The sequence below is a fragment of the Rathayibacter sp. PhB1 genome (genome assembly GCF_004362935.1).
In the GTDB taxonomy this organism is placed as follows: domain Bacteria; phylum Actinomycetota; class Actinomycetes; order Actinomycetales; family Microbacteriaceae; genus Rathayibacter; species Rathayibacter festucae.
Genome location: NZ_SNYD01000005.1, coordinates 38586 through 57558, shown reverse-complemented (window position 1 = coordinate 57558; position 18973 = coordinate 38586). Strand labels below are relative to the sequence as shown.

Genomic DNA, 18973 nt, shown 5'->3' with positions numbered 1-18973 from the left:
CCGGCCCCGCACCCGGCGTCTCCGGGTACTGCCGTTTCGCACAGCGAAGGACACGCCATGCCAGCAATCGTCATCACCGGCGCCCAGTGGGGCGACGAGGGCAAGGGACGCGCGACCGACCTGCTCGGCAGCCGCGTCGACTACGTCGTCAAGTTCAACGGCGGCAACAACGCCGGCCACACGGTCGTCGTCGGCGACGAGAAGTACGCGCTGCACCTGCTGCCCTCGGGCATCCTGACGCCGGGCGTCGTCCCCGTCATCGCGAACGGCGTCGTCGTCGACATCGAGGTGCTCTTCCACGAGCTCGAGGCGCTGAGCGCCCGCGGTGTCGACGTCTCGAAGCTGCTCGTCAGCGCCAACGCGCACGTGATCACCAGCTACCACCGCACCCTCGACAAGGTGACGGAGCGCTTCCTCGGCAAGCGCCAGATCGGCACCACCGGCCGCGGCATCGGCCCGGCCTACGCCGACAAGATCAACCGCGTCGGCATCCGGATCCAGGACCTCTTCGACGAGAACATCCTCCGCCAGAAGGTCGAGGGCGCCCTCGACCAGAAGAACCACCTGCTGGTGAAGGTCTACAACCGCCGCGCGATCCTGGTCGAGCAGGTCATGGAGGACCTGCTGCAGTACACGGAGCGCCTGCGCCCGATGGTCGCGGACACCTCGCTGGTCCTCGCCCGGGCGCTGGACGCCGGGAAGACCGTGCTCTTCGAGGCCGGCCAGGCCACGATGCTCGACGTCGACCACGGCACCTACCCGTTCGTCACCTCCTCCAACGCGACCTCGGGCGGCGCGGCCACCGGCTCCGGAGTGGCGCCCAACCGCATCGAGCGCGTCATCGCGGTCATCAAGGCGTACACGACCCGCGTCGGCGCCGGCCCGTTCCCGACCGAGCTGTTCGACGAGTGGGGCGAGTACCTGCGCAAGCAGGGCTTCGAGTTCGGCACCACCACCGGCCGCCCGCGCCGCTGCGGCTGGTACGACGCCCCGATCGCCCGCTACTCCGCGCGGATCAACGGCGTCACCGACTTCGTGCTCACCAAGCTCGACGTGCTCTCCGGCCTGGAGACCATCCCGGTCTGCGTCGCCTACGAGGTCGACGGCGTGCGCCACGACGAGGTCCCCGTCTCGCAGAGCGACTTCCACCACGCGAAGCCGATCTACGAGGAGTTCCCCGGCTGGCAGGAGGACATCACCGGCTGCCGCGAGTTCGCCGACCTGCCGCAGGCCGCGCAGGACTACGTCCGCGCGCTCGAGGCGATGAGCGGCGCCCGCTTCTCCGCGATCGGCGTCGGGCCGGAGCGCGAGCAGGTCGTCGTCCTGCACGACCTCCTCGACTGAGGCGCTCGGGACCGACCCGCTTCGAGACCCGTCCGCGTCGGCAGCGACGCGCACGACGGCCGCGGGCGGGGGATGATCGGCTGGTGCAGATCTACGCCGACCTCCCCGCCGTCCGCGCCCGCCAGATCACGGCCGACGCCCTCGCGCTCGCCGTCGCGGTGATCGCGATCGCGGCCGGGATCGCCGTCGGGTCGCTGATCGCGGGCCTCGCCGAGATCGGCCGCCGCCTCGAGAGCGCGGGCAGCGGCTTCGGCTCGACCATGAGCGACGCCGGCTCGACGCTCGGCGGCATCCCGCTGCTCGGCGACGCCGTGCGCGCGCCGTTCGACGAGGCCAGCGGCGCCGGGGCGGTGCTCGCCGCGGCCGGCCGCGACCAGCAGCAGCTCGCGAGCGCCCTGGCGATCGTGGCCGGCCTCGCGATCGGCGGGCTGCCGCTGCTCCTGCTCGCGGTGGTCTGGCTCCGCCCGCGCCTGCGCTTCGCCCGCCGCACCGCCGAGCTGCGCGCGCTCGGCACGACCCCCGGCGGCTCCGAGCTGCTGGCCCTCCGCGCCCTCACCGAGGCGACCCCGCGCGAGATCCTCGCCGCCCACCCGGCCGCCGTCCCCGCCTGGCGCGCCGGCGACCCCGCCGCGACCGCCGCCCTCTCCGCCCTCACCCTCCGCCGAGCAGGCCTCCGCCCCTGACCCCCGCCCCCTGACGCGCGTGCTGATCCCCGCCGCGAGATGCCACTTATGAGCACGACACGCCGAGGATCCCGCTCATAAGTGGCATCTCGCGGGGGGTCGGAGGGACGAGCACGGGTCCCCCGGGAGGATGACGGCGGCGGCCACCCGGGGCGACGCCCGCGACAGAGGCGGCTCCGTAGCGTCGGAGACATGCAGAACCAGACCTCCTCCGTCGTGGCGCGCGTCGAGGGCGTGCGCAAGCTCTACGGCAGCACGCCGCCCGTCGTCGCCCTCGACGACGTCACCCTCTCGATCGAGCGCGGCGAGTTCACCGCGGTGATGGGCCCCAGCGGCTCCGGCAAGTCGACGCTGATGCACGTGCTCGCCGGCCTCGACACCGCCTCGGCCGGCCGCGTCTTCCTCGGCGACGTCGAGATCACCGCGATGGGCGACGCCGAGCTCACCGTGCTCCGCCGGCGCAGCGTCGGCTTCGTCTTCCAGGCCTTCAACCTCGTCCCGACCCTCGACGTGCGCGGCAACATCCGCCTCCCGTTCGAGCTCGACGGCCGCCGCGTCACGGCCGAGGAGGAGGAGTGGATCGCCCGCCTGATCGAGTCGCTCGGTCTCCGCGAGCGCCTCACCCACCGCCCGCACGAGCTCTCCGGCGGCCAGCAGCAGCGCGTCGCGATCGCCCGCGCGCTGGCCACCCGCCCGCAGCTGATCTTCGCCGACGAGCCGACCGGCAACCTCGACTCGCGCACCGGCCGCGAGGTGCTCAGCCTCCTCCGCGCCTCGACCCGCGAGTACGGCCAGTCGATCGCGATGGTCACCCACGACCCGATCGCCGCGGCCTTCGCCGACCGCATCGTCTTCCTCCGCGACGGGGCCGTCGTCGACGACCGCCGCGGGATGAGCGCCGAGGAGATCTCGCGCGCGATGCTCTCGATGGAGGGAGCGTCGTGAGCGCCCGCACGGGCCTCCGGGCCGCGTCCGGTCAGGGCGGCGGCGCGATCATCACGGTCGCCGCGCTCTCGGCCGCGTTCGGCGGGGTCCTGGTGATGGTCATCGCCGACATGGTGGCGGCGTTCGACGCCGCCGGTCTCGACGGCATCGCGCAGGCCGCGACGACCCTCGGCGTGGTCGGCGGCGTCTTCTTCGGCATCGCCGTCTTCGTCGGCGCGATCGTCACCTCCAACGCGGTGTCGACGGTGATCGCCGGCCGCACCCGCGAGATCGCGCTGCTGCGCCTGCTGGGCGCCTCCGGCCGCTCGCTCCGCGCCGAGGTGGTGCGGACCGGCCTCGTCCAGGGGCTGATCGGCGCGGCCCTCGGCCTCGTCGCCGCCGTCGTCCTGGTGGCCGTGGGCGCCGAGATCGCCTTCAGCACCGGGACCTTCACGCGCATCGCGGTGCCGCTCGCCTCGCCGGGACTGCTGCTGCCGGGCCTCGCCGTGATCGTCTCGACCGTCGTCGCCTCCTGGGCCGGATCCCGCCGGGTGCTCTCGGTCGCGCCGTCGCAGGCCGCCGGCTCCGCCGCCGAGCCCCGCTACGACGAGCTCCGCGGACGCACCGGCCGGAACGTCCTGGCGATCGTCCTCCTCGTGGTCGGCGTCCTGCTCCTCGTGATCGGCGTCGTGGTCGGGCTGGTCAGCCCGCTCGGCGTCCTGATCGGCCTCGCCGGCGGCATGCTCTCCTTCACCGGCGTGGTCCTCGGCGCGCCGGTGCTGCTCCCGCCGCTGATCTCGCTGGTCGGCCGGGCCTTCGGCGGCAGCCCCGTCGCCCGCCTCGCCTCCGCGAACGCCACCCGCAACCCTGCCCGGAGCGCGCGCGCCGTCATCGGCCTCGTGATCGGAGTGACGCTCGTCACGATGTTCGCGGTGGCCGCCGCGACCTTCTCGTCGATCATGCGCGCCTCGAGCGAGATGAGCCCGGAGATCTTCGCGGCGCTCGACCAGTTCGTCGCGGTCAGCACGGCGATCATGAGCGTGCTGCTCGGCTTCTCGGTGCTGCTCGCGGCCGTCGGCATGGTCAACACGCTCTCGCTGAGCGTGCTGCAGCGCCGCCGCGAGCTGGGCCTGCTCCGCGCGCTCGGCTTCACGGGCTCGCAGGTGCGCTGGATGGTCGTCGTCGAGGCGGCGCAGATGGTGATCGCCGCGGCGCTCCTGGGCCTCGTGCTCGGCGCGTTCTACGGCTGGGCCGGGGCCGTCGCGATCTTCGGCTCGCTGCCGGGCATCGGGCTGGTGCCGCCGACGATCCCCGTCGGGATCCTGGTCGCCGTCGTCCTGGTGAGCATCGTCCTCACCGCCGTCTCCGCGGTCCTGCCGGCCCGCCGCGCGACCCGGGTGCCGCCGGTGGAGGCGCTGGCCGTCGCCTGAGCGCGCCCCGGCCGCTCGGCTCGCGAGCAGCTCGAACCACCGGGCCGCTCACGCCACCGCGCGGCTCACACCACCGAGAAGCCGTCCGCGAGGCGCTCCCGCCCGCTCAGTGCGAGCAGGAGCTCCTCGCCCCGTCCCGCCCGAGCGGCGAGCGCCCCCGCCACGGCGGAGCAGGCCTCGACCGCCTCGGGCGGGATCTCGTGCGCGAGGCCCGTCGCCCGCGACAGGTCGAGGGTGTGCACGACCAGCTCGAGCACGCGGGTCCGCAGGTACTCGTCCAGGGCCAGGGCGTGCTCGCCGATCGCGACGAGGCGCCCGGGCGGTTGCTGCGCGAGCAGCGCGAGGACGCGCCGCAGCGACGCCGCGATCACCTCGGCCGGACGCTCGCCGAGCAGCGCCCCGGTCTCGACGCCCCGCCGCGCCACGGCCGCGGGGTCGGCGCGTCCGCCGGCCAGGGCCGCGTAGTAGCCGAGCGCGTCGGGCACGGTCGCGGCGGCCGGCTCCTCCGCGAGCAGGTACGTCTCGACCGTCGTGATCGCCCGCGAGGCGTGCCCGGTCAGGCCGCGGACGTCCCAGACGCCCAGCCCTGGCAGCGCCCACTGCTCGTCTCCGATCCGCTCGACGAGGCGGAGCAGGGCGCCGGCCGAGGCGGCGAACATCGCGGTGCTGTCCATGGACCTCATGCTGGCACGCGTCCTGAACTCCTCAGCGGGCCGCAGTGGCCCCAGAATGTCCGGATGAGCAGCCCCGCCTCGCCTGATCGTCCCGGCCGTCCCGTCCGCCCGGCCCCCACCGTGCTGACCGGCCGTCTCGTCGTCCTCGAGCCGCTCACCGAAGAGCACCTGGAGCCGCTGCGGGCCGCGATCGGCCGCCCCGAGGTGTTCGCCGCGGGCTACGGCGGCGGGCCCTCGGGCCTCCCCGACGGCGCCGAGGCGTTCCGCGCCTTCGCCCGGCGCTACTACCCGTGGGAGACCGGCAACCCCTGCGCCGTGCTCGTCGACGGCCGGGTCGTCGGCACCTCCTCGCTGACCGACTTCGACGAGCGACGGGAGGCGGCGCACCTGGGCTGGACCGCCTACGCCCCCGAGGTCTGGGGCACGGCCGTGAACCCCGAGACCAAGCTCCTCCTGCTCGGCCTGGCCTTCGACAGCGGCTTCTCGCGGGTGAAGCTCCAGGCGGACGCGGCGAACGCGCGCTCCCGCGCGGCGATCCTCCGCCTCGGCGCGGTCTTCGAGGGCGTGCTGCGGCACGACCAGCGGAGGGCGGACGGCTCCTGGCGCGACACGGCGGTGCACTCGATCCTGATCGAGGAGTGGCCGGCCGTCCGCGAGGGGCTCGAGCGGAGGATCGAGGCGGTATCAAGCCCGGTCCCGCCGCGCAACCCGGATGCTCCGGTCGGGCGCTGAGCGGTAGGAAGGACGCATGGAACGCATCCACTACGCCGGCAGCTCGGTGCTCACCGGCAGCCGGATCGCGCACTCGCTCGTCGGCTACGCCGAGGCTCTCGCGCTGCGCAAGGGCGCGATGTCGGTCGACATCCCGATCCGGCGCTCCACCGGCGAGCTCGGCCGGGCGACCCTGCTGATCGGTCCGGCCAGCCAGCTCTTCTCGGAGACCGAGGACGACGGCGGCGAGGAGATCGTGGACGCGGCCCTGGTCGAGAGGCTCGCGAAGGAGACGGCGCGGCTCGGAGTGTCCCAGCCGCTGGCCGAGGAGGGCGACTCGTCCTCGCCGCACCTGTCCGACCTCGAGATCCCGCAGTTCGATCCGGACGACGATCGACGCTGAGTGTCGGCGCCGGGGCGGTTAGAATCGCCCCGGACCGTCCGGCCGTGCCCCCGCCGACTGGACTGCACTGCGAACGGAGACCGCCCTCATGGGCCGATTGATCTACGACTCGACTCTCGAAGCCGACTTCGACGACCGACTGCTCGCTCACCTGCAGATCGTCATCGGCTCGAAGCTGTCGCGCAACGAGTCCTTCTACCTCTCGTGGAAGGACTCGCAGTCCGTCGGCGACGGTCGCACGTCGATCTGGCTGCACCCGGCGATCCCGCTGCGCTTCAAGTACCACGGCGGCCGCGCCCCGGCCATCAACCCCGACTGGATCCGCCAGCTCCTGGCCGATTCGCACAGCGCCCACGGCCTGCGCATCAGCGAGGAGCCGCACGGCGGTGCCCGCCAGAGCGAGGAGGGCCTGCTGTGAAGCGCGTCGAGCTGATCTACGGCGGCACCCCCTACAGCCTGCACGACACCACCGCCGCGGACGTCCGTGCGAGCGTCGAGCAGGCGCTCGACGGCACCGCCTCGCGCTGGCTGACCGTCAACCAGGGCGAGGGCCAGCCCCGCGAGACGTCGATCCTGATCACGCCGGGAGTGGCGTTCTCCGTCGCCGACGTCGCGCAGTGACCGCCGCCGGCTGAGCCGCCGATCCTGAGCCACTGATCCTGAACGGCGCGTCCTGAGCCGCACGTTCCGAGCCGCCGTCCCGGACCGCTCCCGGGTCAGCCTGTGAGCAGCGCCGGGAACTCGCCCGGGATCTCGCGCGCGAGGTAGCCGGCCGGGCCGAGCCTGCGCACCAGGACCGAGTCGGCCTCGGTGTGCAGGAAGGCACCCCAGGCCGCGGCGCCCTGCGGGTCGAGGCCGCGCGCGCGGAGCCCGGCCGTCGCGCCGGCGAGGACGTCGCCGCTGCCCGCCGTCGCGAGGCCGGGGTGCTCGCCCTCGATGCGCACGGCGTCGCCGTCGGGCGCGGCGATCACGTTGAAGAGGCTGACGACCGCTCCGTAGCGCTGCGCGACGGCGATCGCGGCGGCCTCCACGTCGTCCACCTCCGCGCCGAGCAGCCGCGCGGCCTCCTCCGTGTTCGGCGTCAGCAGCAGGCGGCCGGCGAGGGTGCGGGCGACGCGTCGCTGGCCCGGCAGCACGCCGAGCGGGAAGGCGTCGAGGTGCACGGCGGGGACGTCGGCGAGCAGCGGAGCGATCGCGCGCAGTGTCGCGGCGGTCGCCTTCGGGTCGTCGAGTCCGGGGCCGATCAGCGCGACGTCGGCGGAGTCCAGCTCGCCCTCCAGTGCGGAGAGCCCGCGGCCCGAGATCGAGCCGCCGCGGGTCTCCTCCAGCGGCACGACGCCGCACTCGGGCAGCGCGACGGCGGTGGCGGAGGCGACGGACTCGGCGACGCAGAGGGTGATCCGGCCGGCGCCGACCCGGAGGGCCGCGATCCCGGCGAGGATCGCCGCTCCGGGCGTCTTGCGGGCGCCGCCGACCACGACCACGTCACCGCGGGCGTGCTTCGAGCTCGCGGGGTCGGGCAGCGGCCAACGCCGCTCGAGCAGGGCGCGGTCGACGACGGCGCTCCTGTGCGCGGTCTCGCTCCTGTGCCGGGTCTCGCTCATGAGTCGGTCCTTCCTCGCGGGTCGTCGACGGCGGTGTCGACGGCGGTGTCGTCGCCGGTGTCGTGGCGGGTGACCGGCGCGCTCGACTCCTCGAGGTGCGCGGTCTCGTTGAAGCGCTCGAGCGTCCAGGCGTCGCCGTCGCGGACGAGCCGGGTGACGGAGGCGTTCGCGACCGGGGTAGCCCGGCCGATGTCGAGCAGCTCGCGCTCGGTGAGCCCCTCGCAGACGGAGCGGATGATCAGGACGACGGCGTCGTGGCAGAACAGCGCGACCGGTCCGGCCGGCGCCACGACGTCGAGGTGGTCGAGGAACGAGCGCACCCGCTGGGCGAGATCGGTCCAGGACTCGCCGCCCGGCGGCCGGTAGTAGAACTTGCCGAGCCAGTCCCGCCGCGCCGCCTCCTCGGGGAATCGCGCGCGGAAGCCCGCGGTGGTCAGGCGATCGGCGATGCCGAGATCGCGGTCGCGGAGCCGCTCGTCGAGGCGGGGCACGAGGTCGAGGCCCGCCTCCTCGAAGGCCAGCTGCGCCGTCGAGGACGCGCGCAGGTACGGCGAGGACCAGGCCGCGATAGGGGCGTTGCCGTCGGCGAGCCAGCGACCGAGCGCGCGGGCCTGCTCGCGGCCGGCCGGGGACAGCTCGACGTCGGGGTCGCGCCGGTCGACGGCGATGTCGTGGGCGCCCTCCGCCTCGGCGGCGCTCGCCGCGATGTTGGCGACGCTCTCGCCGTGGCGCACGAGGAGGAGCTCGGTCGGGCCGGAGGTGCGTGGGCCGGTGCTGGTGGAGGAGCTCATCGCTCCATGCTCCGCTCCGCGGCCCGCCCGGCCGAGGGGGTTCCGCGCGGTGCGGAGCAGTTGCTACGCGGCTAGGGTCGGTCGGGTGAAGCTGCTGCGGACCCGATCGGCCCCGACGACCTCCCCGGCCCGCGCGACCCCGCCGGCCCTGCTGATCGGCGCGGCGCTGGCGGTGCTCGCGCTCGCCGGCTGCACCGCTCCCGCGCCGGACGTGGTCGTGTCGAACGACGTGGCACCCCGCGAGGAGTCGCGCGACCGCGTGCTCGCGCTCGTCTCCGCCCTCGCCGGGCCGCAGGACGACGCCTTCGGCTACGCCCGGCTCGCGAGCGACCAGGCCGTCGAGGGCGTGGACCTGATCGGTATCGAGTCGTACGACGCGCTCAGCGAGGGCGGCGAGTTCGGGGCGCTGTCGTTCCGCACGCCGGTCGACGCCGCGGCCTTCCCGGACGTGGCCGATCTGCCGGAGGCCTACTGCTTCCGCGCGCCGTTCGCCGCGGCGGGTGCCGTGGTCGACGACGCCGACGGCGGAGGCGTGGCGGTCATCGAGTGCCCGGCCGACGCCGAGACGATCACTCCGCCGGCCGAGTAGGCGCGTCCACCGCGGCGACGACGGCCGCGAGCGTCTCCGGGGCGCTGAGGATGCGGAAGTGCCCGCCGGTCTCGATTCGGACGTTCACCGCGCCCTCGAGCATGCTGCCCTCGGGGATGTGCGGGTCGAAGAGGCCGAAGACCGAGGTGATCCTCGTGTTCGCGCCCGCGCGGCTGGAGAGCAGCAGGGTCGTCGCGTCGCGGGGTGAGAAAGAGCGGAGGCTCTTCAGCAGCAGGTAGGGCGCGTAGCGCGAGCCGCCGAACGGCGTGGCGACGGCGACCATCCGGTCGACGCGGCCGTCGGGGTCGAGCTCGGTCATCACGTACTTGCCGATCAGGCCGCCCTTGCTGTGCGCGACGATCACCACGTCGCGGAGGTCGTGCTCGGCGAGGTAGGCGGCCACGTCCTCCGCGGTGCTCGCGACCGGGCGGCCGTTCCAGCCGAGGCTGGTGAGCACGTGCATCGGGTGGCCGCGGCGGTGCAGCGGGTCGATGATCGGGCGGAGGAAGGCCCAGGTCTCCCAGATGCCGGGCAGGACCACGATCGGCCGCTCCGTGCCGTCGAGGTAGTCGTCCGGGGCGCGGCGGGAGACGAAGGCGCGGACCTGCCAGGCGACGGCGTAGGCGTAGTCGCGGATCCACCAGACGGCGTCGCGGACGAGGTGCCTCATGCGGGCACCGGGGACGGGTCGGCGTCGGGGGCGGGGTCGGGCGCGGCGTCGGGGGCGATGTCGGGCACATGGTCGGCGTCGGCGTCGGGGGCGATGTCGGCGGCGAAGGACGCCAGGGCGAGCGCGAGCGACTCCGGCTGAGTGCGCGGGACCACGTGGCGGGAGCCGGCGAACTCGAGGAGGTGCCCGTCGGCGGCGTGGGCGAGGAGGCGCTCGCACCAGTCGCGGGTGGCGATCGGATCGTCCCGTCCGCGCACGACCAGCACAGGCGCGGTGACCGCGGCCAGCCGCCGCTGGATCGGGTAGTGCAGCATCTCGGGCAGCTGGCGCAGGTACCAGGCGAGACCGCCGCGGACGTAGTCGGCGAAGAGCAGCGCGTCGACGCCGAGCGGCTCGCCCAGGCAGTCACGGGCGAGCGCGAGGCCCTGCCGGACGGCGCCGGGACGCTGCGGATCGACGACCGGGCCGATCAGGACCGCGCCCGCGACGAGGCCGGGCGCGCGGGCGGCGAGCTCGACCGCCACCTGGGCGCCCATCGAGTGGCCGACGACGACCGCCCGGGTGACGCCCTGCTCCGCCAGCGCTCTCCCGACCAGACGTGCGTGGTCGGCGATGCCGATGCGGCGGCGGGGCGAGCGGTTGGCGCCGAAGCCGGCGAGGTCGATGGCGACGACGCGGCCGTGCGGGCGGAGGGCGACGGCGAGGGTCGAGAAGGTGTGGTGCGACATCCCGATGCCGTGGATCAGGACGAAGGTGCGCTCGGCGTCGGGGCGACCGGTCGCGAGGGTCCGGAGCTCGATCCCGTCGATCCGGTGGCGGACGACGGGCGAGGGGCGGGGCATGCCCTCCAGGCTAGGCACGGCGGTGCCGGCGCGCGCGGGGGTGCGCGGCGCCGGTCGGGTGGGCTAGGCGGTCGGGCGGGACGGTCGGCGGGGCGGGGAGTGTCAAGCGGCTGCTGCGGCGGGGGAGCGGTGCCTAGCCTCGGAGCAGGACGGCGGACGCCGCCCTCGGAGGGACATCATGCGGATCGCGATCGTCGGAGCGACGGGCAACCTGGGCACGGCCCTGCTGAGGCGCCTCCAGCGGGAGGCCGCGGTGACGGAGATCGTCGGGATCGCCCGGCGCGAGCCGCGACCCGGAGCGGACGAGTACCGCGACGTGCGCTGGCACGAGGTCGACGTGGCCTCGAGCGACGCGGAGCGGCAGCTGCGGGAGGCGTTCACCGGCGTGGACGCGGTCGTGCACCTGGCCTGGGCGCTGCAGCCGAGCCACGACGAGCCGTTCCAGCGCCTCGTCGACGTCGGCGGCACCGCGGCGGTGCTGGCGGCCGCGGCGGCGAGCGGAGTCGGCCAGGTCGCGGTGGCGTCGTCCGTCGGCGCCTACAGCACGGCGCCGAAGAGCCTGCGCGTGGACGAGACCTGGCCGACCGGCGGGCTGCACACCTCGACCTACAGCCGGCACAAGGCGGCGAACGAGCGCGCGATGGACGCGTTCGAGACGGAGCACCCGGAGGTGGTGCTCACCCGGCTGCGCCCGGGGCTGGTGTTCCAGCGCGGGGCGGCGACCGAGATCGCCGGGCTCTTCGCCGGGCCGAGGTACCCGACGCGCTGGCTGCGGGCGGTCCGGCCGCCGGTGCTGCCGCTGCCGCGGACGCTGATCTTCCAGGGCGTGCACGCCGACGACGTCGCGGACGCGTTCTGGCGCGCGCTCGACCGCCGGGCCGGCGGGGCCTTCAACATCGCCGCGGAGCCGGTGCTCACGCCGCAGCGGATCGCGGACGTCGTCGGCGCGCGGCTCGTGACGGTGCCCGCGGGGCTGCTCCGCTCGATCGTCACGGCGACCTGGCGGCTCCGGCTGCAGCGCACCGACGCGGGCTGGCTCGACATAGCCACGAACACGCCGGTCATGTCGACGGAGAAGGCGCGCACCGTCCTCGGCTGGGAGCCGACGACCACCGCCGAGGAGGCGCTGCGCGAGCTGCTCGACGGCCTCGCCGACCGCGCGACGGTCGCGGGCTCCCCGCCGCTGCGCGGCTGACCGCGGATCTCGATACGCCCGCTCCGCGGGCTGCTCGATCAGCATGCATCGACCCAGCGGCGCGAGCACGCAGAGACGGGCACGGGCGCGCTGCACCGCAGGGGTGGGCATGCGCCCTCCATGCTGGTCGAGTAGCGCGCAGCGCGTATCGAGACCCGCCCACCGGATGACGGTGGATCTCGATACGCCCTCTGCGAGGGCTACTCGATCAGCATGAACCGCGCGAGGGCTGCTCGCTCGGCATCAGCATGCCTACTCCGCGGCGACGCGGATCAGCACCTTGCCCGTCACGCCGCTCTCGACGGCGTCGTGGGCGGCGGCGGTCTCCTCGAGCGGGAACCAGGTGAGCGGCAGGCCGGTCTCCTCGCCGACGGGGAGGGCGCCGTCGCGCAGGGCCGCGGTGATGTCCTCCGCCGCGGCCTGGAGCGGCGCCTCGCCGACCGTGTAGAGCAGCAGGCCCTGCCAGCGGGCGTTCTTGGCGAAGCTCGGCACGATCGGGATGGTGAACTCGTCGCCGTTGTTGTTCGCGTAGTAGCCGATGCTGCCGTGGTTCGCGAGCACCTCGACGTCGAGCGCGGCGTTCTGCGCCGGCGCGACCTCGACGATCTGCTGGACGCCGTCGGGGGCGAGCTCCAGGATCCTCTCCGCGAGCTGCTCGTCGGGGTACTGCAGGACGTGCTGCGCGCCGGCGGCCGTGGCGAGCCGCGCCTTCGCGTCGCTGCTCACGGTGGCGATGACGGTCGCTCCGGCCCAGACCGCGAGCTGGATGGCGGCGTGGCCGACCGCTCCCGCGCCGCCCTGCACCAGGACGGTGCGGCCGGCGAGCGCGCCGGGGGAGAGGCGGGCGGGCCCCTCCTCGTGCACGGTCAGGGCGCGGTGCGCGGTCATCGCGGGGACGCCGAGGCTCGCGCCGAGCTCGGCGCCGATGCCCTCGGGGAGGCGCACGACGTGCTCGGCGGCGAGGACGGTCGACTCCTGCGCGGAGCCGGTCGGCCGCTGGTGGGCGGCGAGGTAGAACCAGACGCGGTCGCCCACGGCGAACCCGTCGACGCCCTCGCCGACGGCGTCGATCACGCCGGCGCCGTCCTGGTTGGGGACGACCTCGTCGAAGGGCGGCTCGCCACCGGCGCGCGCCTTCCAGTCGGTCGGATTGACGCCCGAGACGAGGACGCGCACGCGCACCTCGCCGGCGCCCGGCGTGCCGGCCTCCCGATCGACGAGCGAGAGGACGGAGGAGGAACCGGAGCGGGAGTAGACGATGGATCGCATACGACCCAGAAGCCCCGCGAGCCGCCCCCTATTCCCGCGCACCCCGTCCCAGACAGCGAGATGCCACTTGTGTACGCGACACGCCGTGAACGGCGTACACAAGTGGCATCTCGCGGAGGGGGGGAGTTACGAGCGGTCGCTGTCCTGCGTCACGTTCTCCTGCACCGCGTGCTTGGCCTCGCGGGCGGAGTCCTTCACGTCCTCGGCGGCGGAGCCACCCGCCTCCCTGACGTTCTGCGCGGCGTCGGTCGCGGTGTCCTTCACCGAGGCGAAGGCCTGCTGCGCCGGCTCGCGGAGCTCGTTCGCGACGTCCTTCGCGGCACCGGTCACGGAGTCGACGACGGGCTGCGCCTGCTCCTTGACCTTGCCGGCCGCGTCCTTCTCGGCGCCCGAGGCGGGGATGAGCGAGGCGATCAGGAGCCCGGCGCCGAAGGCCATCAGGCCCACCGCGAAGGGGTTGCCGTTCGCCTTGCTCTTCACCGATCCGGCCGTGCCGGAGAGCGAGTCGCCGGCGTCGTGCGCCGAGCCCATCACCCGGTCGCGCACGGAGCCGACGGCGGCCTTGACCTTGTCGGTCTGGCGGTCGACGATCGCGCTCGGGCTGACCTTCTCGGCCAGCGCGTCCACGTCTCCGCCGAGCTCGAGCCGCGTGCGCTCGATGTCGGCCCGGATCTCCTCCGGAGTCTTGCTCTGTCCTGCGTCGTACGTCATCGTCCTGCCCCGTTCGGCTTGAGGGTTTCGGGAATCTGCTTGAGGGTGTCGACCGTCTCGGGGACTCCGTCGACCTGCTTGAGGCTCTTGCGGCCGACGGCGAAGAGGATCGCCGCGACGACGCCCCAGATCACGGCGACGATCACACCAGACCAGCCGTTGCCGACCAGCGTCCCGAGCGCCCACCAGAGGGCGATCGAGAGGAAGAGCACGGCCATCAGCGCCGCGTAGCCCGCGCCGCCGAGGAGTCCGGCGCCCTTGCCGGCCTTGCCGGCCGACTCCTTGATCTCGGCCTTGGCCAGCGCCATCTCCTGACGGATCAGCGTCGAGAGGTCGCGGGAGACCTCGCCGAGCAGATCGCCCAGGGAGGTCGAGCCCGCGCGCTCTCCGGGCGTCGGCTCGGCGGAGGCGCGATGCGCGCCCAGCGGATCGCTCACGGCCGGGTTCCGTTCGGGAAGGCGTCGTAGCCGGGCGTGATCGGCGTGCTCAGCGGGTCGGCGACGGGCTCGGTCGGCGCGAAGTCGCCGCGCTCGTCGAACGAGGTCGTCGTGGTCGCGCCACCGGAGTAGTCCGCGGCGGCGGGAGCGGCGAACTCGGGTCCGGAGGTGTCCGCGGTCGCGGCCTTCTCGTCCTTCGCCTCGGCGGTCAGCGCGCGGACGAGGCGTCCGGCGACCAGGCCGGTCGCGGCGGCGATCAGGATGAACGCACCCGGACGGCGGCGCGCGAACGAGCGGACGTCGTCCAGCAGCTCGGAGGGGTCGCGGTTCTCGAGCCAAGAGGCGACGCCCTGGACGCGCTCGGCGGCCTGCGAGACGAGCTTCGACGCCGCGTTGTCGTCGCCGCCCTCGCCGTTCGCGAGTGCAGTGAGGTCGTCGCTGAAGGCGCGGGCGCCCTTGGCGGCGTTCTCCTTCTGGGCGTGCGCCTGCTCGGTGAGCTGGGTGCGGCTCTGGTCGAGGAGGTCCTTGACCTGCACCTTCGCCTCCTGGGCGACGTTGGCGGCCTCCTCCTTGCCGGTGGCGAGCACGTCGCCCGCGGCCTGCTTGGCGTCGCCGGCGACGGCGCCGGCCTGCTCCTTCGCAGCGCCCGCGGTCTCGGCGGCCTTCTCCTTGGCGGAGCCGGCGGCGTCCGAGACGCTGCCCGAGGTGCCCCCGCCGACGCTGTGCGCGCCGGAGGTCGTGTCCGTGGTCGTCGTGTCCGACGAGTACGGCTCGGAGGTGAGCGGTGCGTCGTAGGTGCTGTCGGTGCTGTCGTACGAGGGGTCGGCGGCGCGGGCGTTCGCCGCGCCGTCTCCGAACGGAGGTGAAGCGGGATCGATGTTCGACATCGTCTGTCCCTTCCAGGATCGAGAAATGGTGGTCTGCGTGCCGGCGTCGCCAGTCTGGACAGTGCGCCGCGCACCGAGATAGGGCGTAGCGGACAGAAGGCGTGAGGGCGTACGATCCCGCGCATCCGTGCTCTGACGCCGGGGCGGCGCTTCCTGGACGTCGGCTCCGGATCCGGTGGACCGGCGCGTCAAGCCCTTCTCGTCGGCGAGGAGCGCTGCCTAGCGTCGAAGGGGATGGGGGCACGACCGCCCCGTCTCCGCTTCCGGAAAGGCACCCCATGCTCAGCACTCGACCGTCCCGCACCGTGCGCGTCCTCGGCGCGCTCGGCGCCTCCGCCCTGACCATCGGCCTGCTCGCGGGCTGCACCGGCGACGCGCAGACCCCGAACCAGTCCGGGAGCGCCGTGCCCACCAGCGCCGACGACGGCTCGACCCGCACGCCCACGATGGAGCCGACGCAGACCGCGCCGTCGGACACCGCGACGCCCGTCATGTGACCCCGCCGGGAGCGGGCAACCGACGATCGTGGCACCTCGGCGATCGTCCGGGCAAGCCCCTTCCGGCTCCCAGCCGACGAGCAGAAACGGCTCCTACCTTCGGGTGACAGTTCAGCGCACGACGATCACGAAGGAGGCACCACTATGGGGCTCGATGACAAGATCAAGAACGCCGCTCAGGACATCGCCGGTAAGGCGAAGGAAGCCCTGGGCGACCACAAGAACGACGACAGCCTGAAGGCCGAGGGCCAGAAGGACCAGGCCTCGGCCTCCGCGAAGCAGACCGGCGAGGACATCAAGGACGTCTTCAAGTAGGTCTTCCCCGCACCACGACTCAGGCGGCGCCCCCTCGGGGACGCCGCCTTCGTCGTGTCCGGGCAGGTGGATCTCGATACGCCGCGTGCCGCGGCTACTCGATCAGCATGAGCGGCCCATGCTGGTCGAGTAGCGCCGCCAGGCGCGTATCGAGACCCCGCGCCGCCGCTACGGCTGCAGGACGACCTTGATGCAGCCGTCGTCCTTCTTCTGGAAGGTCTCGTAGAGGCCGGGGGCGTCCTCGAGGGGGGCGCGGTGGGTGACGAGGTCGTTGACGCCCAGCGGGTCGCTCGAGTCCTCGACCAGCGGCAGCAGGTCGTCGATCCAGCGCTTGACGTTGCACTGGCCCATCGTCAGGGTGATCTGCTTGTCGAACATCGACTTCAGCGGCAGCGGGTCCGCCTCGCCGCCGTAGACACCGCTCAGCGAGACCGTGCCGCCGCGGCGCACCAGGTCGAGCGAGGAGACGACCGCGGCGAGCCGGTCGACGCCGACCGTGTCCATCGCCTTCCGCGCGATCGGGTCGGGCAGCAGCCCGGCGACGGTCTGCGCGAACGAGCCCATCGGCGAGCCGTGCGCCTCCATGCCGACCGCGTCGACGACGGAGTCCGGGCCGCGGCCCTCGGTGAGGTCGCGCAGCTGGTCGTTGATGTCGTCGGTGAAGTCGAAGACCTCGATGCCGTGACGGGCGGCCATCGCGCGGCGCTCGGCCACCGGGTCGACCGCGAGCACGCGGTAGCCCTTGTGCGCGCCGATGCGAGCGGCGAACTGGCCGACCGGGCCGAGGCCGAAGACGACGAGCGAGCCGCCGTCGGGCACGTTCGCGTACTCGACGCCCTGCCAGGCCGTCGGCACGATGTCGCTGAGGAAGAGGTAGTTCTCGTCCGGCAGGTCGGTGCCGACGACGACGGTGTTGTAGTCGGCGAGCGGCACGCGGAGGAACTCCGCCTGGCCGCCGGGGACCTGGCCGTACATCTTCGTGTAGCCGAAGAGCGAGGCTCCGGAGCCGTACTCCGTCACCTGGGTGGTCTCGCACTGAGACTGCAGGCCGCGGCGGCACATGAAGCACTCGCCGCAGGAGATGTTGAACGGGACGACGACGCGGTCGCCGACCTTGAGCTTCGTGATGCCGGCGCCGACCTCCTCGACGATGCCCATCGGCTCGTGGCCGAGGATGTCGCCCTTGTCGAGGTACGGGCCGAGCAGGCGGTACAGGTGCAGGTCCGAGCCGCAGATGGCGGTCGAGGTGATCCGGACGATGGCGTCCGTCGGCTGCTGGATGCGGGGATCGGGAACCGTCTCGACCGAGACCTTCTCGACGCCCTGCCACGTGAGTGCGCGCATGCTTCCTCCTTCTCCCGGCGCGGACGCCGGTGGTTCTCCGGCGCTCGCCGGGTACTTCTCCAGGCCACACCCGGCGGCGCGGAGTCGCGAGGGGGTTGACGGCCGGACGGCGCGGTTCGGAGGCTCTTCCCTGGCAGCGGCCGTGACGAGCGGCGGCGATGTCGAGAGGACGTGCACCCGACGCTCACCCCGCTCCCGGCCGCGCAGTGGTGTGATGGAGGGATGGATGCTCTCTACACCGCCATCGCCCACGCCTCCGGTGGAGGACGCGACGGCCACGTCCGCACCGAGGACGACCGGCTCGACCTCGACACCCGCCCGCCCCAGGAGCTCGGCGGCTCCGGCGAGGGCACGAACCCCGAGCAGCTCTTCGCCGCCGGCTTCGCGGCCTGCTTCCTGAGCGCGCTGCACGGCTCCGGCAAGGCGCTCTCGATCGACACCACCGACGCGCAGGTGTCGGCGAGCGTCTCGATCGGCAAGAACGACGACGACGGCTTCGGCCTCGCGGTCGAGCTCGACATCCACGTGCCCAAGGCGAGCTCGGAGGACGCGCACGCCGTCGCCGAGAAGGCGCACACCATGTGCCCGTACTCGAACGCGACCCGCGGCAACGTGGACGTCGTCCTCAACATCGTCGACTGACGCCGCCTCTCCTCGAAGGCCCCTGCCCGGTGACGGGCGGGGGCCTTCGTCGTGCCGCCGCCTTCGGCTCGTGATTCCGGCTCGGGCTCGCGGGAATCGCGGGATTCGACGTGCCGGGGGCGTTTCTGCGTGCCGAGGGTCGTTGGGGTCGAGCTTCGGCTCGTGATTCCGGCTCGGGCTCGTGGGAATCGCGGGGTTCGGCGTGCCAAAGGTGTTTCTGCGTGCCGGAGCTTGGCGGGGGTCGAGCTCGGGCTCGCGATTCTGGCTCGGGCTCGTGGGAATTGCGGAGTTCTGCGCGCCGAAGGTGACTCCGCGTGCCGGAGGTCTGCAGCGGCGGGAGTGCGTCGTGCCGGTCCGTTAGGGTCGGAGGCATGATCGAGGAACCGTCGCGCGAGGGGTCGGACGCCGAGGCGCTGGCCGAGCTCGAGCAGATCCGTCAGAGCATCGACAACATCGACGCGGCGCTGATCCACCTGCTCGCCGAGCGCTTCAAGTTCACTCAGAAGGTCGGGCGGCTGAAGGCGGCGCACGGGCTGCCGCCCGCCGACCTCGAGCGCGAGTCGCGCCAGATCGCGCGGCTGCGGGCCCTTGCGGAGGACGCGCACCTCGACCCGGCCTTCGCGGAGAAGTTCCTCGGCTTCATCGTCGCCGAGGTCATCCACCACCACGAGCAGATCGCGAGCGGCGCGGCGGACTGACGCTCGCGGCGGGTTCGCTCGGGTGGGTCTCGATACGCCCCTTCGGGGCTACTCGACCAGCATGGGTGCGGGCCTGCGGCGGCTGCTCGACCAGCATCGGAGGGTGCCCGCCCGACAGGGTGTGCGGCCGCTCACCGAGCGGGCCTCCTTCATGCTGATCGAGTAGCCCGCGGAGCGGGCGTATCGAGATCCACCAGCGTCAGAAGTGGAGTCTGCAGACCCGGCCTGCTGAGGACGGCGGGTCTCGATACGCCGCCTGCGGCGGCTACTCGACCAGCATGGGAGGCGCCTGCTGCGGCCGCTCCGTGATGCT

At 73.5% G+C, this 18973-nt stretch carries 24 protein-coding genes; 14 read left to right on the top strand and 10 right to left on the bottom strand.

The window, feature by feature from the left end:
- Positions 1-57 precede the first annotated feature (57 nt).
- The 4 genes from EDF17_RS13395 to EDF17_RS13380 all read left to right on the top strand — a co-directional run bounded on the left by EDF17_RS13395 (position 58) and on the right by EDF17_RS13380 (position 4381).
- Positions 58-1344: an adenylosuccinate synthase gene (locus EDF17_RS13395; protein ID WP_123447124.1), complete on the top strand. Its 1287-nt coding sequence runs from the start codon at positions 58-60 to the stop codon at positions 1342-1344.
- An 83-nt stretch (positions 1345-1427) separates the two neighbouring features.
- Positions 1428-2027: a hypothetical protein gene (locus EDF17_RS13390; protein ID WP_123447123.1), complete on the top strand. Its 600-nt coding sequence runs from the start codon at positions 1428-1430 to the stop codon at positions 2025-2027.
- A 192-nt stretch (positions 2028-2219) separates the two neighbouring features.
- Positions 2220-2972: an ABC transporter ATP-binding protein gene (locus tag EDF17_RS13385; protein WP_123447122.1), complete on the top strand. Its 753-nt coding sequence runs from the start codon at positions 2220-2222 to the stop codon at positions 2970-2972.
- A complete protein-coding gene (locus tag EDF17_RS13380; RefSeq protein WP_243732896.1) occupies positions 2969-4381 on the top strand; it encodes an FtsX-like permease family protein in 1413 nt (470 codons plus the stop codon). The genes EDF17_RS13385 and EDF17_RS13380 overlap by 4 nt, the downstream gene beginning before the upstream one ends.
- A gap of 65 nt (positions 4382-4446) precedes the next feature.
- Here the strand turns inward: EDF17_RS13380 and EDF17_RS13375 are convergent, their stop codons facing one another.
- Positions 4447-5055: a maleylpyruvate isomerase N-terminal domain-containing protein gene (locus EDF17_RS13375; RefSeq protein WP_166649684.1), complete on the bottom strand. Its 609-nt coding sequence runs from the start codon at positions 5053-5055 to the stop codon at positions 4447-4449.
- Positions 5056-5118: 63 nt separating this feature from the next.
- Between EDF17_RS13375 and EDF17_RS13370 the strand changes: the two genes are divergently transcribed.
- The 4 genes from EDF17_RS13370 to EDF17_RS13355 all read left to right on the top strand — a co-directional run bounded on the left by EDF17_RS13370 (position 5119) and on the right by EDF17_RS13355 (position 6790).
- Positions 5119-5787 carry a GNAT family protein gene (locus tag EDF17_RS13370; RefSeq protein ID WP_123447120.1) on the top strand — a complete coding sequence of 223 codons (669 nt, stop codon included), beginning with the start codon at positions 5119-5121 and terminating at the stop codon, positions 5785-5787.
- A 16-nt stretch (positions 5788-5803) separates the two neighbouring features.
- The gene (locus EDF17_RS13365; RefSeq protein ID WP_123447119.1) at positions 5804-6169 is read left to right on the top strand and encodes a hypothetical protein; all 366 of its coding nucleotides are present in this window, start codon (positions 5804-5806) and stop codon (positions 6167-6169) included.
- Between the two features lie 88 nt (positions 6170-6257).
- Positions 6258-6587, top strand: a complete 330-nt coding sequence (locus tag EDF17_RS13360) for an ATP-dependent DNA ligase (protein ID WP_123447118.1) — start codon at positions 6258-6260, stop codon at positions 6585-6587.
- Complete coding sequence (locus EDF17_RS13355; protein ID WP_123447117.1) at positions 6584-6790, top strand: hypothetical protein; 207 nt, start codon at positions 6584-6586, stop codon at positions 6788-6790. Before EDF17_RS13360 ends, EDF17_RS13355 begins: the two co-directional genes overlap by 4 nt.
- A 95-nt stretch (positions 6791-6885) precedes the next feature.
- On the opposite strand, the gene EDF17_RS13350 is transcribed toward EDF17_RS13355, so the two are convergent.
- Both EDF17_RS13350 and EDF17_RS13345 read right to left on the bottom strand, forming a co-directional pair.
- Positions 6886-7773 carry an ADP/ATP-dependent (S)-NAD(P)H-hydrate dehydratase gene (locus EDF17_RS13350; RefSeq protein WP_123447116.1) on the bottom strand — a complete coding sequence of 296 codons (888 nt, stop codon included), beginning with the start codon at positions 7771-7773 and terminating at the stop codon, positions 6886-6888.
- Positions 7770-8564 carry a histidine phosphatase family protein gene (locus tag EDF17_RS13345; RefSeq protein ID WP_123447115.1) on the bottom strand — a complete coding sequence of 265 codons (795 nt, stop codon included), beginning with the start codon at positions 8562-8564 and terminating at the stop codon, positions 7770-7772. The genes EDF17_RS13350 and EDF17_RS13345 overlap by 4 nt, the downstream gene beginning before the upstream one ends.
- Before the next feature lie 85 nt (positions 8565-8649).
- Here EDF17_RS13345 and EDF17_RS13340 point away from each other — a divergent pair, with 85 nt between their 5' ends.
- A complete protein-coding gene (locus EDF17_RS13340; protein WP_123447114.1) occupies positions 8650-9153 on the top strand; it encodes a hypothetical protein in 504 nt (167 codons plus the stop codon).
- Here the strand turns inward: EDF17_RS13340 and EDF17_RS13335 are convergent.
- Both EDF17_RS13335 and EDF17_RS13330 read right to left on the bottom strand, forming a co-directional pair.
- Positions 9134-9823 (bottom strand): alpha/beta hydrolase, encoded by a 690-nt coding sequence (locus tag EDF17_RS13335; RefSeq protein ID WP_123447113.1) that lies wholly within the window; start codon positions 9821-9823, stop codon positions 9134-9136. The genes EDF17_RS13340 and EDF17_RS13335 overlap by 20 nt on opposite strands.
- Positions 9820-10665: an alpha/beta hydrolase gene (locus tag EDF17_RS13330; protein WP_123447112.1), complete on the bottom strand. Its 846-nt coding sequence runs from the start codon at positions 10663-10665 to the stop codon at positions 9820-9822. The genes EDF17_RS13335 and EDF17_RS13330 overlap by 4 nt, the downstream gene beginning before the upstream one ends.
- A 178-nt stretch (positions 10666-10843) precedes the next feature.
- Here EDF17_RS13330 and EDF17_RS13325 point away from each other — a divergent pair, with 178 nt between their 5' ends.
- Positions 10844-11860: an NAD-dependent epimerase/dehydratase family protein gene (locus tag EDF17_RS13325; RefSeq protein ID WP_123447111.1), complete on the top strand. Its 1017-nt coding sequence runs from the start codon at positions 10844-10846 to the stop codon at positions 11858-11860.
- A 252-nt stretch (positions 11861-12112) separates the two neighbouring features.
- Here the strand turns inward: EDF17_RS13325 and EDF17_RS13320 are convergent, their stop codons facing one another.
- From EDF17_RS13320 to EDF17_RS20325, 4 genes are all read right to left on the bottom strand, one after another.
- Complete coding sequence (locus EDF17_RS13320; protein ID WP_123447110.1) at positions 12113-13129, bottom strand: NADPH:quinone reductase; 1017 nt, start codon at positions 13127-13129, stop codon at positions 12113-12115.
- A 126-nt stretch (positions 13130-13255) separates the two neighbouring features.
- Positions 13256-13840 (bottom strand): DUF3618 domain-containing protein, encoded by a 585-nt coding sequence (locus tag EDF17_RS13315; protein WP_123447109.1) that lies wholly within the window; start codon positions 13838-13840, stop codon positions 13256-13258.
- Positions 13837-14265 (bottom strand): phage holin family protein, encoded by a 429-nt coding sequence (locus EDF17_RS20330; RefSeq protein WP_123447524.1) that lies wholly within the window; start codon positions 14263-14265, stop codon positions 13837-13839. The genes EDF17_RS13315 and EDF17_RS20330 overlap by 4 nt, the downstream gene beginning before the upstream one ends.
- An 8-nt stretch (positions 14266-14273) precedes the next feature.
- On the bottom strand, positions 14274-15164 hold the full coding sequence (locus EDF17_RS20325) for a hypothetical protein (protein WP_166649683.1): 891 nt from the start codon (positions 15162-15164) through the stop codon (positions 14274-14276).
- Positions 15165-15442: 278 nt separating this feature from the next.
- Here EDF17_RS20325 and EDF17_RS13300 point away from each other — a divergent pair, with 278 nt between their 5' ends.
- Positions 15443-15661, top strand: a complete 219-nt coding sequence (locus EDF17_RS13300) for a hypothetical protein (protein WP_123447108.1) — start codon at positions 15443-15445, stop codon at positions 15659-15661.
- A gap of 144 nt (positions 15662-15805) precedes the next feature.
- Entirely contained in the window at positions 15806-15976 is a 171-nt protein-coding gene (locus EDF17_RS13295) for a CsbD family protein (RefSeq protein ID WP_123447107.1), read from the top strand.
- Positions 15977-16144: 168 nt separating this feature from the next.
- On the opposite strand, the gene EDF17_RS13290 is transcribed toward EDF17_RS13295, so the two are convergent.
- The gene (locus tag EDF17_RS13290) at positions 16145-17320 is read right to left on the bottom strand and encodes a zinc-dependent alcohol dehydrogenase (RefSeq protein WP_123447106.1); all 1176 of its coding nucleotides are present in this window, start codon (positions 17318-17320) and stop codon (positions 16145-16147) included.
- A gap of 222 nt (positions 17321-17542) precedes the next feature.
- Between EDF17_RS13290 and EDF17_RS13285 the strand changes: the two genes are divergently transcribed.
- Complete coding sequence (locus EDF17_RS13285; protein ID WP_123447105.1) at positions 17543-17962, top strand: organic hydroperoxide resistance protein; 420 nt, start codon at positions 17543-17545, stop codon at positions 17960-17962.
- Between the two features lie 371 nt (positions 17963-18333).
- Positions 18334-18660: a chorismate mutase gene (locus EDF17_RS13280; RefSeq protein ID WP_123447104.1), complete on the top strand. Its 327-nt coding sequence runs from the start codon at positions 18334-18336 to the stop codon at positions 18658-18660.
- Positions 18661-18973 lie beyond the last annotated feature (313 nt).